At 73.0% G+C, this 15,740-nt stretch carries 6 protein-coding genes; all 6 read right to left on the bottom strand.

Features of this window, described 5'->3' with window-relative positions:
• Window positions 1-5: 5 nt before the first annotated feature.
• The gene (locus QC826_RS14390; RefSeq protein ID WP_279766199.1) at window positions 6-2,264 is read right to left on the bottom strand and encodes a carbohydrate binding family 9 domain-containing protein; all 2,259 of its coding nucleotides are present in this window, start codon (window positions 2,262-2,264) and stop codon (window positions 6-8) included.
• Between the two features lie 13 nt (window positions 2,265-2,277).
• A complete protein-coding gene (locus tag QC826_RS14385; protein WP_279766198.1) occupies window positions 2,278-5,310 on the bottom strand; it encodes an FAD-dependent oxidoreductase in 3,033 nt (1,010 codons plus the stop codon).
• On the bottom strand, window positions 5,307-6,077 hold the full coding sequence (locus QC826_RS14380) for a DUF6875 domain-containing protein (RefSeq protein ID WP_279766197.1): 771 nt from the start codon (window positions 6,075-6,077) through the stop codon (window positions 5,307-5,309). The genes QC826_RS14385 and QC826_RS14380 overlap by 4 nt, the downstream gene beginning before the upstream one ends.
• 152 nt (window positions 6,078-6,229) lie before the next feature.
• The gene (locus QC826_RS14375; RefSeq protein WP_279766196.1) at window positions 6,230-7,636 is read right to left on the bottom strand and encodes an MFS transporter; all 1,407 of its coding nucleotides are present in this window, start codon (window positions 7,634-7,636) and stop codon (window positions 6,230-6,232) included.
• Window positions 7,633-12,384: a non-ribosomal peptide synthetase gene (locus QC826_RS14370; protein ID WP_279766195.1), complete on the bottom strand. Its 4,752-nt coding sequence runs from the start codon at window positions 12,382-12,384 to the stop codon at window positions 7,633-7,635. Before QC826_RS14370 ends, QC826_RS14375 begins: the two co-directional genes overlap by 4 nt.
• Window positions 12,381-15,737 carry a non-ribosomal peptide synthetase gene (locus QC826_RS14365; RefSeq protein ID WP_279766194.1) on the bottom strand — a complete coding sequence of 1,119 codons (3,357 nt, stop codon included), beginning with the start codon at window positions 15,735-15,737 and terminating at the stop codon, window positions 12,381-12,383. The genes QC826_RS14370 and QC826_RS14365 overlap by 4 nt, the downstream gene beginning before the upstream one ends.
• Window positions 15,738-15,740 lie beyond the last annotated feature (3 nt).

The raw sequence follows: 15,740 nt of genomic DNA, 5'->3' as shown, positions 1-15,740 counted from the left end.
CATGGTCACAGTTGGAACAGGTAGTTGAGCTTGACGAAGAACTTGCGGCCGGTGTGCAGGTCGAGCGCGCGGGTGCGCTCGAGGATCTGCGGGTTGCCGCTCAGGCGCAGGTTCTCCTGGCGGTCGGTGTAGCCGAAGAACAGCGCGGTGCCGGGGCTGAGCAGATAGCTGAACAGCAGGTCGGCGGTCAGCTGCTTGCCGCCGGGGAGCGCGGTCAGGCCGCCGTTGGTGTCGAGCCGCGTGTAGTCGAGGATCAGGTGGGCGGTGAGGAAGCGGCTGTGCTGGTAGTTGAACTTGGTGCGCGACAGCAGCTCGCGGTAGACGTTGCTGCCGGCGCCTTGGCCGCCGACGCCGTCCTTGCTGCGCAGGTCGTTCCAGAACAAGGTCTGCTCGATGCGGAACTGCGGATGCGGCGTGAACTTCAGGTTGGCCGAGACGCTGCGCGCGTCGCCCAGGAAGGGCGCCAGTCCCGCCGCCGGCACGTAGTTGATGACGTCGTTCTGGCCGACCTTGACCCAGCCCTGCAGCCAGTGGAACCACTCGGTGCTGGCGGCCAGTTGGTAGCCGCTCTTGCGGAAGTCCAGGCCGGCGTAGAGCTCGTAGGCGTCCAGCTTGTGCGCCTCGAAGGTGGTGCTGCGCAGGCCGTTGACGCTGTACCAGGCGTCGGTCGACCAGTCCTGCAGCACGCTGGCGTGGTCCTTGGTGCCGATCGCCTTGATGCTCGGGCCGTGGCTGACCAGCCAGCCGCCGTCGCCGCGGTTCCACAAATAGCTGGCGCTCTGGGTGGTCTGGCGGATGTCGGCGCGCGGCACGAAGGCCAGGTCGCTGGCGAACTTGCGCGAGACGTCGAGGAACTGGCCGGTGTAGTTGAAGTCGCGGTCCGAGCGCAGCGCCTCGACAAAGGCCAGCTTGCCGGTGGCGTCGGGCGCGCCGGTTTCGCTGCTGCGGCTGCCGGCCAGCTGGCCGGTCAGCACCCAGTTGTCGTTGAGTTTCCAGCGCACGTCGGCGCCGGCCACCGTGTTGGCGTGGCCGGCGATGCGGCGGTCGGTCAGCAGGGCGCCCACGTTGGAGTCGGCCGAGAAGTCGCGCTGGGCGCGCGCCACGGTGACGCGGGCGTCCTTGCCGTGGGCCGGGTCGCCGAACGGCGCCAGCTTGCCGGCCGCCTGGTCGTTCATCAGCAGGCCGCCCAGCGACCAGTCGCCGGTGCGGCCGGTGACGCGGGCGCCCAACTGCGGGTCGATGATGCGGCGCGAGAAGAACAGCGGCTGCGGCGTGGCGAAGAAGCCCGAGTTCTCCAGGAAGAAGGGGCGCTTCTCGGGGAACAGCACCTCGTAGCGCTGGTCGATGATGACCTGCGGCTCGTCCGACTCGACCTCGCTGAAGTCGGGGTTGAAGGTGAGGTCGACGGCGAAGGCGTCGGCCAGCACGAACTTGGTGTCCAGGCCGGCCTGGTTCTTGTTGTCGTGGCGCCAGCCGGGGCGGCTCGGATCGGCCGCCTCCAGCGCCCGGCTGCGGCCCATGTAGAGGTAGGGGTTGAGCTGGATGTTGCGGCCGGCCGAGACCGGCGCGGCGATTTCGGCGCTGGCCATCTGCGGCACGAAGGCCTCCTGCCGCTGGGTGATGTAGGGCCAGTAGGAGAACTCGTTCAGGCGCGGCACGATGCGGCCCAGCGCGATGCCCCAGTCCTGCACGTCGGCGCTGCGGAAGCGCAGGCTCTTGAACGGGATCGCCATCAACACCACGTAGCCGTCGGCGGTCAGCTGGCCGTCCGAGCGCCATTGCGTGTCGAAGTTGAAGTCGTCGCCGACGCCCTCGGTGTGCTTGGCGTCCATCTGCACGCCGTAGGGGTTGGCGTAGAAGCGGAAGGAACGCTGCTTGTCGTGGAAGGTGTCGAGGTCGAGCTGCACGGCGTCGTCGCCGGGCAGGTCTTCGCGCCGGGCGATGCGGGCGCGCACCTGCTTGGGGTCGTCCTTGCAGACGAAGACGGCGTAGAAGTGCTGCTCGTCGTAGGACAGGTAGGCGCGCGTCTCGACCGAGGCGGGCTGGCCGTCGCCCGGCTTGTTCTGGCGGAAGCCGGTGACCAGCACGCCGGCGTCGGCCGGTACGCCGTTGACGTAGTCGGCCAGCGCCGGGGCGCGGCTGGCGCGCGGGATGCGCAGCTTGTCCTCGGCGGCGTGGCTCAGCGTGGCGGCCAGCGAGGCGGTCAACAACAGCAGCGCGGGCAGCAGGCTGCGGCGCAATGGGGCGGGTTTCAGGGTGTGCATGGGATGCTCGCTTTCAAAGTGGGGAATCGGTCTGCGCTGGCGACATGGCGCCGGCGGGTGGAAAGGGGGAGGTATTGCTGTCGCCGTGCTGCGGCCGGCGCGCGGCGCGCGCCAGGTTGCTTTGACGGCGCAGGGCGAACCACAGGCACAGCGCCAGCGCGGCCAGTTGGCTGGCCGTGGACAGCGCCAGCAGGGCCGGCAGCTGGGCCGGCGCGGCCAGGCTGAACGGCATGACCGGCGCCAGCGCCAGCCACAGTAGGGCCAGCGCCGCGCTGATGGCGGCGCCGGCCGGCGCCGCGGCGGCCAGCAGGCACCACAGCCACAGGGCAGGGAACAGCGCGTAGTCGTCCGGCGTGAACGGGCTGCGCAGCGCGGCCAGGCCGAGCAGCGCGATCCAGAGCGCCGCCAGCCGCAGGCGCGCCGTCGGCGTGTCGGCCGCGTCGGCGGCGGCACCTGCGCCGGTATTCGCGCCGACTAGCGAGGCGGGCCTGGCGCCGGCGCCGGCATGGCGTGCCGCCAACCAGGCGATGGCCAGCAGCGCCAGCGACCAGACCCAGGCCGCGTTGGCCATCATGTGGTGGTCCATGCCGGGCAGGCCGAGCAGGCGCAGCTTGAAGACCAGGCCCGGCACGGAATGGTTGATCGCCACCACGCCCTCCAGTCCCTCCAGCTCCAGCCAGGCCCACAGCTCGCCGCTGGCGATGCGCGGCAGCTCGTAGCCGATGAAGTCGCGGAAGGGCTGGGCGCCCAGCACGGCCCAGCCGGCGGCCAGGAACAGCAGCGAGAAGGCGACGCTGCAGGCCAGCGCGCGCCAGCGCCGCGTGAACAGCAGGTAGGCGCACAGGATGGCGGGGAAGATCTTCACCATCGCCAGCGCCAACAGCGCGCCGCCGGCCAGCGCGCGGCCGCGCTGGAACAGCAGCATGGCCAGCACCGACAGGGCGATGGCGGGCAGCTGGAAATTGCCGGTCTGGAGGGTGACCAGCGTCGGCAGCGCCAGCCAGACGGCCGGCAGCAGCAGCGCCGCGCGGCGGCCGGCGGCGCCGCCTATCCAAGCGCACAGGGCCAGCATGGCGCCGGCCAGCAGCGTGGCGTCGAGCGCGAACCACAGGGCGCGCAGCGGCAGGAAGCTGTCCGCCGGCGTGCCGAGCAGGGCGCTGGCGGCGCGCGGCAGCAGCAGGAACTGCGGCGGGTACAGGTACTCGTCGAGCTTGAACCTGTCCTGCTTGCCCTCGTAGGGCCGCTCCTGGTAGATGTTGATGCCGGGTGTGTGGCTCAGTTCGGCCGCCTTCCAGTAGCCGGACAGGCAGCTGTGGTTGACGTAGAACGGGTCGAACCAGATGGCCGAGGCCTGCGACCGCAGCGGGTCGGCCATGTACAGGCCGACGCCGGCGCTGCGGCCGAGCGCGGCCAGGGCCAGCAGCAGCCAGAGCGCGCACAGCAGCGGGCGGGCGCGGCGCAGGCCGTCCCAGGCGGCCGGCAGGCGGCGCGCCAGCGCGCCGTGGCAGAGCGGTGCGGCCAGCAGCGGCAGCAGGGCCAGCGCCGCCCAGGGCGAGCCGGGACGGATGAAGGCGCTGCTGCCGACCGCCGCGAACAGGCCGCCGAAGGCGCACAGCAGCAAGGCGACGACACGCCTTTCGAGGGGGATGCTTGGATGGGTTGTCATACCGGGACTCCTAGGGCGGCGACTGCCAGTCCGACGCCGCCTACGGCCAGCGCGCAGGCCAGGACGGTGCGCAACAGGCGCTCCTGGCGGTGCGAGCGGGCCAGGCTCGCCGTAGGGCATGGTGGAATGGGCGATCATGGTGTACAGCGGCAGCCAGCGGCGCGGCCACAGCCGGTTCAGCGCCAAGTCGAGCCGCTTGCGGGCGATGAACCAGGGCGACTGCACCTTCTGTCGCAGCTCGACAAAATTGGCCTTCGACAGTTCGGCCAGCACGTCGGTGTGCGGCCGGCGCGCCGACTCGTACTCGCTGAAGGCGGCGGCGCGGTCGGCGGGCCGGGCCGCCAACGCCGCCATCAGCACGCAGCAGTCCTCGAAGGCCGAGTTCATGCCCTGGCCGTAGAAGGGGTAGACGGCGTGGCAGGCGTCGCCCAGCAGCACGGCCCAGTCGTCGAAGCGCCAGGGCGCGGTGCGGGTGGTGATCAGCGAGCCGGTCGGGTGGCTGGCCCATTGCTCCAGCAAGCCGGGCAGCATGGCTTGCAGGTCGGGGAAGTGGCGCCGGAACAGCGCCGCCACCTGCTCGGGCGTGCGCACGGTGGCGAAGCTCTCCTCGCCCTCGTGCGGCAGGAACAGCGTCAGCGTGTGCGAACCGTCCAGGTTGGGGTGCGAGACGAACAGGCAGTGGCTGCGCGGCCAGACGTGCAGCGCGGTCAGCTCGATGGCCGAGCCGCCGTCGGCCAGCGGCGCCAGCGTCAGCTCCTTGTAGCCCCACTCCAGATACTCCTGGTGGTAGTCGGCCCGCTCGCCGTGCTGCAGCTCGCGCCGCATGCAGGAGAAGGCGCCGTCGGCGCCGGCCACCCACAGCGGGCGCACCGTCAACCGGCCGCGCGGGCTGTCGAGTTCGAGCTCGCGGCGGGCCTTGTCGGCGCGCAGCAGGCGGTGCTCGAAGTGCAGGCGCACGCCGGGGAGCGCCTCGGCGCGGTCGAGCAGCAGGCGGTTGAGTTCGTTGCGGTCGATCGAGTGCAGCACCTCGCCGGCGTCGCGGCCGTAGGGCTGGTAGCGGGTTGAGCCGTCCGGCGCGTGGATGACGCGGCCGCGCATCACCACGGCGCGCGCCAGCACCTGCTCGAGCAGGCCGACCATGGCCAGCGCCTGCATGCCGCGCTTGGACAGGCCGAGGTTGATCGAGCGGCCGGCGGCGCCGTCCTGGCGGCGCGGGTCGGGCCGGCGCTCGTAGACGTCGACGCCGTGGCCGCGCCGCGCCAGCGCCAGCGCCAGCAGCGAGCCGGCCAGGCCGCCGCCGACGATGGCGATGCGCTGTTCGCCGTCCGTTTGGTCGAGGCGCGGGCCGTCATCCTGCGCTTGTGGCGGGCGTGCGCTCATGGACGTACTCCTTCGCAGACGTTGGCGGCAGGGGCGGCGGGCGGCAGCTCGCCGGCCAGGTCCGGCGGCAGCGGCAGCGCCGCCAGCGCGGCCAACGCGGCGCCTTCGCCGCGCAGCGCGTGGCCGGCGCGGCGCTCGATCTCGGCTTCGACCACGCCGTCGATGGCCTGCTCCAGCTTGGCCGGCGCCAGGCTGCCGGCCAGCCGGTACAGGTAGGCGCGCAGGAAGGCGGCGCGCGCCTCGGCCGGGTAGCCGTCGCGCAGCAGGAAGGGCAGGTCCGAATCGACCATGTGGCGGATCGCCAGGATGGGGATGGGGCTGCGCAGCGGGCGGAAGTCCGGATTGCGCAGGCCCGCGCTCTCGTTGAGGGCGTGGAACTCGCCCAGCATCAGGCCCATGTCGACGAAGTCGCGCTTGAGGCGGTACTGCACCTGGTCGACCACGGCGGCGCCCTCGGCGCCCAGGTTGGGGAACAGGACCATGAAGGCCTTGTTGATCGAGTCCGGGCCGTCGGTCGGCGGGGTGGCCAGGAACAGGTCGCGGTAGGTGGCGATGACCGCCGCGATGCTCTCCAGGCTGGGCTCGGGGTCGTTGATCTCGGCCAGCCAAATGCTGTCCTGCGCCAGGGCGATCGGCACGAAGGGGCAGACCGGCCCCTTGCGGCCCAGGTCCGGGTGGGTGCGCGCCAGGAAGGCGCGGGTCCAGGCCAGTACCTCGGCCAGCGGCGCGTCGGCCGGATAGTCGCGGTCGACCTCGGAGGCCCGCATCAGGCGCGGGCCGGGAGGCTTGGGTGGGGCCGCCGCGACGCCGTGCTCCGCCGGCGGGCAGTTGGCCCGTGGCGCTTGTGTATGAAGTTCTGTTTGAGTCATCATGTTCACCATCGAAGATTGGTTGTGATCCACTTGCGTGGGCGCGCGCATCAGGCCGCGCCGGCGTGGCCGCCATGGCCGGCCGGCGCCATCTGCCCGCGTTCCGTTGTTGCTGCCGGGCCGTCGCAGGCGTCCGGCAATTGCTCGACATGGCGCACCGCCGGCACGCACCATGCCGCCAAGGCCACCGCCGCCATCAGCAGCCCCAGCGTGATGAACATCAGCCCGATGCCGCGTCCGGCGCCGGTGCCTATCCATCGTCCCAGCGAGTCGGCCAGCGCGCCGTCGCGCGCCAGCAGCGGCTCGAACAGCCGTTCGGCCAGCGGTCCGGCCAGCACGTAGCCGACCGGCATGGCCGACTCCGACAGTACGCGCTGGATGGCGAAGCAACGGCCCTGCAGCGCGGCCGGCACCTTGCTCTGCCACAGGCTGTCGTTGCAGGCGCCGATCACCGGCAGCATGGCGAACAGCGCGAAGCCGGCCGCCGTCAGCAGCAGCATCGACGGCGCCAGCCCGTGCAGCGCCAGCGCCAGGCCGGCCAGCAGCGAACAACCGAGCACGCCGTGGATGCGCCGCGTCGGCCCGCCGCTGGCGGTCATCGCCAGGCCGCCCAGCAGCAGGCCGGCGCCGCCCAGTCCCATCTGCAAACCCAGCATGGCCGGGTCGGCGAAGGACAGCACCAGCGGCGTGATGGCGATGCTGGCGATACCGAACAGGAAGTTGTTGACGCCGAAGACCGACAACAGGCCGAGCAGGCCGCCGCGCGAGCGTACGTAGCGCCAGCCTTCGCCGGCCTCGCGCCACAGGCCTCCGCCCCCGGCCGGGTCGGCCGGGTCGGGCCCCTCGGCGCGTGGCGGGCGCGGCACCCGCGCCAGCGCCAGCGCGGCGGCGCCGGTCAGGAAGCTGGCGGCGTCGACCAGCAGCACGCCGTATAGGCTGATGCTGCTGACCAGCACCCCGGCCAGCAGCGGCCCGGCCACCTGCGCCACGGCGGCGCCGGTTTGCACCAAGCCGTTGACGCGGCTGAGCTGTTCGCGCGTGGCCAGCAGCGGAATGCTGGCCGAGTAGGCCGGCGCCAGGAAGGCGTTGGCCAGCGAGGACAGGCCGACGCCGGCGTAGATGTGCCACAGCGCCAAGCGGTCGAAGGCCAGCAGCGCGGCCAGCGTCAGCATGCTGGCGGCCGACAGCAGCTCGCAGCCGAGCATGACGCGGCGCCGGTCCCAGCGGTCGACCAGGGCGCCGGCCAGCGGCGACACCAGCAGCGCCGGCACCGCCATGGCGACGAAGATCAACGCGAAGCGGGTGGTCGAGCCGGTGCTCTGCAGGACCCAGATGCCCAGCGCGAAGGCCGACAGGCGCGAGCCGACGCCGGACACCAGCTGGCCGAACCAGATCAGCAGGAAGTTGCGCAGGCCGGCCAGCTGCGCCAGCTTGGCCGGTTTGGCGGCGGCGCTCATGCGCGCCGCTCCGGCGCGGCCGGCGCGGGCAGGAAGCCGCGCGCCCGCATGTGGCGCAGGTACGTCGCCATCAGGGCGCGGTCGGCCGGCGGGCAGACGGTGCCCAGCGGCGCCACCGCCGCCATCGTCGCGCCGCAGTCGAAGCGCGGTTCGCGCGCGTCGATCCGTTCGGCCGCCGGGAACAGCGCGGCGAAGCCGGCCAGCGCGTTGTCGCGCGAGTCGGCGGTGGCGGTCAGCAGGGCCGTGCGCCAGCTGGCGTAGTCGGTCGGCGCGACGGCGTGGCCGGCGGCGCGCAGGCAGTCCAGCAGCTCGTCGAGCGACATGCGCCGCGGGTTGAGGAAGTGGAAGTTGCCGTCGGCCGGGCCGGCGCCGAGCGCCAGCTGGACGATGGCGCGGCTGACGTAGTCGACCGGCGCCATGTCGAAGCTGTCGCCGTCGACGCGCGGCGCCAGGCCCAGCTGCACACAGCCCTTGATCCACGAGTGGAAGTAGTCGCCCAGGTTGGCCGTGCCGTCGCGGCTGTCGCCGGTGATGCGCGCCGGCCGGTACAGCGCCACCGGCAGGCCGCGCGCGCGCGCCGCCAACGCCAGCTGCTCGGCCACCCACTTGCTCTGGTTGTAGCCGCCGTGCTGGCCGGCCGGCGTCGGCGCCGGCGAGCGCTCGCTGACGGTGGCGTCGAGCTGGTCCTCGGTCAGGTAGACGCCCAGGGTGGAGACCAGGTGCACCGGTTTGACGCGGACGCTGCTGGCCAGGCGCAGCACGTCGCGCGTGCCGCCCACGTTGGCCGCCTCCAGGCTCTCGTAGGGGGCGAGGAAGTTGACCTGGCCGCCGTTGTGGAAGACCACGTCGGCCCGTTCGGCCAGCGCGGCGAAGCCGGCCGCGTCGAGGCCGAAGGACGGCGCGGCCAGGTCGCCGGGCAGGGCCTCGATGCGCGCCTCGTCGCCGGGGCGCCACAGGCCGTAGCCATCCAGGTTGGCGCGGATGCGGCGCAGGCCGTCGGCCTGGTCGGCCGCGCGCACCAGGCAGAGCATGCGGGCGGAGCTCAGGTCGAGCAGGTCGCGCAGCATGTAGGCGCCGAGGAAGCCGGTGGCGCCGGTGATGAAGACGCAGCCGGGCTGCGCGCGCGGGGCGCGCGGCGGCTGCGCCCGGGCCGGGTCGATCTCGGCGGGCAGCACCACCTTCGACGCCAGGTCCAGCTCGGCCGGCGCGATGCCTGCGCGCAGATCGTCGACCACGCGCGCCAGCGCCGCCACGGTGGGCGCGGCGAACACGGCGCTGAGCGGCACTTCAACGCCGAAGGCCTGGCCGAGGCGGAACACCAGCGGCAGGGTTAGCAGGGAGTCGCCGCCGACGCTGAAGAATTCGTCGTCGACGCCCAGGTCCGGGCGCGCCAGCAGCTCGCTCCAGATCGCCAGCATGGCGCGCTCGGTGTCGTTGGCCGGCGGCGTCGCGGCGCGTCGCGGCGCGTTTTGCGCGGTATTCCGCGAGGTGTCCTGCGCCATGGTGCTCGGCGTCGGCAGGGCGCGGCGGTCGACCTTGCCGTTGACGGTCAGCGGCAGCGCGTCCAGGCGCTGGAACAGCGACGGCAGCATGGCGTCGGGCAGGCGGCTGGCGAGGAAGGCGCGCAGGCCGGCGTCGTCGACTGCGGCGCCGTCGGCGGCGACGAAGTAGGCGACCAGGCGGCGCTCGCCGGGCGCCACCTCGCAGACGCTGGCGACGGCGGCGCCAATGCCGGGGTAGTCGCCCAGCGCCGCCTCCACCTCGCCGAGCTCGATGCGCACGCCGCGCAGCTTGACTTGCTGGTCGCTGCGGCCGATGAAGTGCAGGCTGCCGTCGGCGTTCCAGCGCGCCTGGTCGCCGCTGCGGTACAGGCGGGGCGCGACTGGGCTTATGCCTGCGTCTATGCCTGCGTCTATGCCTGCGCCTGAGCCTTCCCTCGTGCTTGCGCCGTCGCCGCTATCGGCCGCGAAGGGATCGGGCACGAAGCGGGCCGCGTCCAGATCGGGCGCGTTCAGGTAGCCGCGCGCCACGCCGGCGCCGCCTATGCACAGTTCGCCGACGACGCCGCGCGGCGTCAATTGCAGATGGGCGTCGAGCACGTGCACTTGCACGCCGGGCAGCGGTCGGCCGATCGGCAGGTCCGGCCCCGCCAACCCGGCGCCGTCGACGGTGCTGAGCAGGGTGGCGCAGACGGTGGCCTCGGTCGGGCCATAGTGGTTGCTCAGGGTGACGCGCCGGCCGGTCAGCGCGGCGAAGCGGCGCACCAGCGACAGCGGCACTGCCTCGCCGCCGAACATCAGCATGCGCAGCGTGGGCAGCAAGGGCGTGGCCGAGGCGGCACTGGCACTGGCACTGGGCTCGGCGCCGGCGGCTGGCCGGCCCAGGCCCTCGGTCCAGCGCCGCCACAGCGCGGCCGGCGCGTCGATGGCGCTGATGTCGAACTCGGCGCAGTAGCGCTCCAGCTCGCGCGGACCCAGCTCGTTCGGCGCCGGGTGCAGCACCAGCGTGGCGCCGGCCGCCAGCACGGGGAAGATGTCGCCGACCGAGGCGTCGAACTGCAGCGGCGGGATCATCAACAGGCGGTGGCCGGCGCAGTCGTGGCGCAGAGCGAAGGCCTGCACCAGGTTGATAACGCCGGCGTGGCTGATCGAGACGCCCTTCGGCAGTCCTGTCGAGCCGGAGGTGTAGATGACGTAGGCTTCGGCGGCGGTGGCGCAAGGCATAGCGGCGCGGTCTTGCTGCGAACTTGCGCTTGTCGGCAGGTTCGTCCTGGCGGCCAGCTCGCGCCAATCTAGGCTTAACAGCGGCAGGGGGCGGCTGCCGGCCAGCCGGTCGGCGCGGCCGCCCAGCGGCGTCGGGAAGGCCAGCGCGAAGGCGCCGGCGTCGTCCAACATGTGGCCCAGGCGGTCGTCGGGATGGGCCGGATCGAGCGGCAAGTAGGCGGCGCCGGCCGCCAGAATGCCGAGCAGGCCGACCATGGCGTCCGCCGAGCGGTCGGCCAGCAGGGCGACGCGGGCGCCGGGCCCTGCACCGAGCGCGCGCAGGTGCCCGGCCACGGCGGCGGCCGCCCGTACCAGCTCGGCGTAGCTGAGCCGCGCGTGCGGCGCCAGCAGCGCGGGGGCGTCCGGCCGCAGCGCCGCCTGGGCGCGCACCCAGCCGAACAGATTGCCGCCGGCCGGCGGCGCCAGCACGGTGGCGGCGGGGCCGCCATCGGCCAGGGCCAGCAGCTCGGCGCGTTGGGCGGCGTCCAGCAGCGGCAGGCGCGACAGCGCGCGGTCCGGCTCGCGCGCCGCGCCGTCCAGCAGCACCAGGTACTGGCCGGCCATGCGGGCGACGCCGGCGGGCTCGAACAACTCGGTGTTGTAGTCCAGCGCCGCCAGCATGCCGTCGGCCTGGCGGGTCAGCGACAGGGTCAGCTCGAAGCGGGCGCTGTCGAAGTCGCAATGCAGCGGCAGGCTGCGCAGGCCGCGCAGTTGCAGCGGCTTTTCCACCCCGGGCTGGAGCACGAACATCGCCTGGACCAGGGCGCTGCGTCCGGGCACCCGCTCCAGCTTGAGGGTGTCGACGATGCGTTCGAGCGGCGTGTCGGCGTGGCTGTAGGCGTCCAGGCAGTAGCTGCGGGTGCGCGCCAGCAGTTGGCGGAACGAGGGGTCGCCCGACAGGTCGCCGCGCATCGGTAAGGTGTTGGCGAACAGGCCGATCAAGGGCTCGAACTCGGCGCGGCCACGGTTGGCGAAGGGCGTGCCGACCACCACGTCGTCCTGCCCGGCGTGGCGGCCCAGCAGGCACTGGAAGGCCGCCAGCAGCACCATGAACAGCGTGGCGTTTTCGTTGCGCGCCAGTTGTTCCAGCCGTTCGATCAAGGCGGCCGGCAGCTGGCAGCTGTGGCGTGCGCCGTGTGCGCCGAGGACGTCGGGACGCGGCTTGTCGGTCGGCAGGCTCAGTGCGCCGCCGACGCCGGCCAGCGCGCCGCGCCAGTAGTCGAGCCCGCGTTCCAGCTTGCGCTGCTGCGCGGGCGCGGTTTGCCAGCGCACGATGTCGGGAAAGCTGGGCCGCAGCGGTGCCCATTCCTGCGCCTCCCTGCCGACCAGGGCGTTGTAGCGCAGCTCCAGCTCCGAGCCCAGCACGTCGCTGGACCAGGCGTCGCCGACGATGTGGTGCAGCACCACCAGCAGCGCGTGGTCGTCGTCGGCCATGCGCACCAGGGTGGCGCGCAGCAGCGGCGGGCGGGCCAGGTCGAAGGGGTGGGCGTTCTCCCGGCTGGCCAGGCGGTGCAGTTCCGTCTCGCGCGCGGCCGGCGCCTGCGCGGACAGGTCCAGCCGCCGCAGCTGGAAGGCGGCGTCGGCGTGGATGGTTTGCATCGGCTGCCCGGCGTGCTCGCAAAAGCCGCTGCGCAAGGCGGCGTGGCGGGCGACGATGGCGCTGAAGGCGGACTGCAGCGCGTCCGCGTCCAAGGCGCCGAGCAGGCGGTGGTGCTGGTAGAGGTTGTAGGCGCCGCTGCCCGGCTGCAGCCGCTCGAAGAACCAGATGCGCTGCTGCGCCGGCGCCTGGGCGAACGGCGTGCCGTCGGCCAGCGGCGCCAGGGCGTCGATGCCGGCAGCCAGGTCGGGCGTGGCGTGTTCGCTGGTTCTACCGTTGGCGCCCAGGCGCTGAAGCAGCAACGCGCGCTGCTGCGGCGTCAGGCGGGCCAGGCGGTCTTCCGCCGTCGCGCCGCCGTGCTGGCCGGTTTGCTGTGATGGTTGGTTCATGGTTGCTCCACGGCGCCGGCCAGCAGCGCGTCGATGTTGGCGTCGGAAAGGCCTTCGAGTTGGTCGAGCATGGCGGCCAGGGCGCCGTCGTCGACGTTGTCGAGGCGGTTGCGCAGCAGCAGTTCGGCGAAGGCCGCCACGGTGGGCGCCTCGAACAGGCTGCGCAACGCCAGCTCGGCGCCCAGGGTCTGCCGCACGCGCATGACCAACCGTGTCGCCAGCAGCGAGTGGCCGCCCAGCTTGAAGAAGTCGTCGTCGATGCCGACCCGCGGCAAGGCCAGCACCTCGGCCCACAGCGCGCACAGCGCCTCCTCGTCGGCGTTGCGCGGGGCGCGGTAGCCGGCGCCGTCCACGCTGGCGCCGTCCGGCTTGGGCAGGGCGCGGCGGTCGATTTTGCCGTTCGGCGTCAACGGCAGCTGGGCCAGCGCGACAAACGCCGACGGCAGCATGTATTCGGGCAGGCGGCCGGCGGCGTGGGCGCGCAGCGCGGCGGCCGGCGGCACGCTGGCGCCGGCGGCGGCGACCAGGTAGGCCACCAGGCGCTTGTCGCCGGGCTGGTCCTCGCGGCAGATCACCACCGCCTGGGCCAGCGCGGCGTGCTCCTGCAGCACCGCCTCGATCTCGCCTAGCTCGATGCGGTAGCCGCGCAGCTTGACCTGGTTGTCGATCCGGCCCAGCACCTCGATGCGGCCGTCGCGGCAGCGCCGCGCCAGGTCGCCGCTGCGGTACAGCTTGGCCTCGGCGGCGGATGGATTGAACGGGTCGGCGACGAACTTCTCCGCCGTCAGTTCGGGCCGGCGCAGGTAGCCCAGCGCCACGCCGGCGCCGCCGATCAGCATTTCGCCCGGCACGCCGGCCGGTTGCAGCTGCATGTGCGCGTCGACCACGTAGACCTGGGTGTTGGCGATCGGCTGGCCGATGCTGATCGGCGCGGCGTCGGGCCCGACCTGTTCCACCGTCGACCAGATCGTCGTCTCGGTCGGACCGTACATGTTCCACAGCGCGCCGCAGCGCTCCAGCAGGCGGTCGGCAAGTTCGCGCGTCAGCGCCTCGCCGCCGCTCAGCGCGGTCAGGCCGGCGCGGCCGCGCCATCCCGCTTCGAGCAGCATGCGCCAGGTGGCCGGCGTGGCCTGCATGTAGCTGGCGCCGCTGCTGTCGATCAAGCGCGCCAGCGCGGCGCCGTCGGCGGCGGTGGCGCCGTCGGCGATCTCGACGCTGGCGCCCAGCGTCAGCGGCAGCAGCAGTTCGAGCACGGCGATGTCGAACGACAGCGTGGTGACGGCGCAGACCCGGTCGGCCGCCGTCATGCCCGGCCGCCGCGCCATCGAGGCGAGGAAGTTGACCACCGCGCGGTGCGGCAGCAGCACGCCCTTGGGCCGGCCGGTCGAACCGGAGGTGTAGATCACGTAGGCCGGCGCGTCGGCGTCCAGCGCGACGGCGGGCGCCTCGTCGGCGGCGCCAAGCCCGTCGAGCAGCAGGGTGGCGGGCGCCTGGGCCGGCAGCTGGCCCAGCAGCGCGCCCTCGGTGACGACGACGCTGGCGGCCGAGTCCTCCAGCATGAAGGCCAGCCGCTCGGCCGGATAGGCCGGGTCGAGCGGCAAATAGGCGGCGCCGGCCTTGAGGATGCCCAGCAGCGCCACCAGCATCTCCGGCGCGCGGCGCACGAACAGGCCGGCCAGGTCGCCCGGGCCGACGCCGCGCGCGGTCAGCGCCCGGGCCAGCGCGTTGGCGCGGCCGTCGAGTTCGGCGTAGCTGACGCTGCGGCCGAGGTGGCGCACGGCGACGGCGTCCGGCGTGCGCGCCGCTTGGGCCTCGAACATGGCGTGCACGCTGCCCTGCGGCGGCACCGGCTGGGCGCTGGCGTTCCAGTCGTGCAGCAGTTGGCGGCGCTCGTCCGGCGCCAGGATCTCCAGTTTGGACAGGGCCAGCTGCGGTGCCGCCACGGCCGAGCGCAGCAATTGGACCAGGTGGCCGGCGAAGGCGTCGATGGTGGTGCCGTCGAACAGGTCGGTGGCGTACTCCAGGTACAGGCTCAGGCCGCCGTCCTCCTCGCCGGCGAACAAGGTCAGGTCGGCCCGCGCGGTGCCGGCGTCGAGCGCGCCGTGCTCGGTCGGCAGCAAGCTCAGGCCGTGCAGCTTGACCTCCTGCGGCGGGAAGTTTTGGAAGAACAGCATGGCCTGGAACAGCGGCGAGTGGCTCAGCGAGCGCTCCAGGTTCAGCTCCTCGAGCAGCCGCTCGACCGGCAGCCGCTGGTGCGAGTAGGCGCCCAGGGTGCCCTCCTTGACCCGGCCCAGCAGCTGGCGGAAGCTGGGGTCGCCGGACAGGTCGGTGCGCAGCGCCAACGTGTTGACGAAGAAGCCGACCAGCGGCTCCATCTCCTCGCGGCGGCGGTTGGCCACGCCGACGCCGACGATCTGGTCGTCCTGGCCGGAGTAGCGCGCCAGCAGCGCCTGGAAGGCGGCGGCCACCACCATGAACGGCGTGGCGCCCTCGTCGCGGCCGAGGCGCTTGATGTCCTCGTACTGGGCGGCGGCAATGCGGTGGCAGCGCGCGGCGCCGCGCTTGCTCTGCACCGCCGGGCGCGGCCGGTCGCCGGGTAGCTCGAGCACGGGCAGCTGGCCGGCCAGGCGCTCCTTCCAATAGTCGAGCTGGCGCGCCAGGGTGGCGCTGCCCTCGGCCAGCAGCTCGTTCTGCCACAGCGTGTAGTCGGCGTACTGGATCGGCAGCTCGGCCAGTGGCGATGGCCGGCCGGCCTGGAAGGCGTCGTACAGCGCGCACAGTTCGGCGAAGATGACGCCGTGCGACCAGCCGTCGAAGGCGATGTGGTGGGCGTTCAGCACGAACAGGTGCTGGCGCTCGTCGAGCCGGATCAGCACGGCGCGCAGCAGCGGGCCGCTGGCCAGATTGAACGGCCGGCGCGCCTCCTCGCGCGCCAGGCGCAGCGCCGCCGCGCGGCGCTGCTCGGCCGGCAGCGCGCCGACGTCGAGCCGCTCCAGCGTGAACGGCGCGGCCGCCAGCACGCGCTGGTGCGGCCCGGCCTCGTCCTGCACGATCACCGTGCGCAGCACCTCGTGGCGGGCGACGATCTCGCCCAGCGCCCGCTCCAGCACGGCGGCGCGCGCCTCGCCCTGCAGCCATATCGCGCTGGGCACGTTGTAGACCGGCGATTCCGGCTCCAGCTGGTCGAGGAACCACAGGCGCTGCTGGGCGAAGGAGAGCGGCAGGCGGGCCGGGCGCGGCAGGCGGCCGATGTCGTGGCGCACCGGCGGCGCGGCTTGTTTGCTCAACTGCTGCATCAGCAGGGTGCGTTTTTCCGGCGACAGGCCGGCCAGTCGTTGGTTCAAATCAGTCATGAT

The sequence above is a fragment of the Rugamonas sp. DEMB1 genome (assembly GCF_029834475.1).
Lineage (GTDB): Bacteria > Pseudomonadota > Gammaproteobacteria > Burkholderiales > Burkholderiaceae_D > Rugamonas > Rugamonas rubra.
Note: the sequence above shows the minus strand (reverse complement) of the source record. Positions and strands in the feature narration are given on the sequence as shown.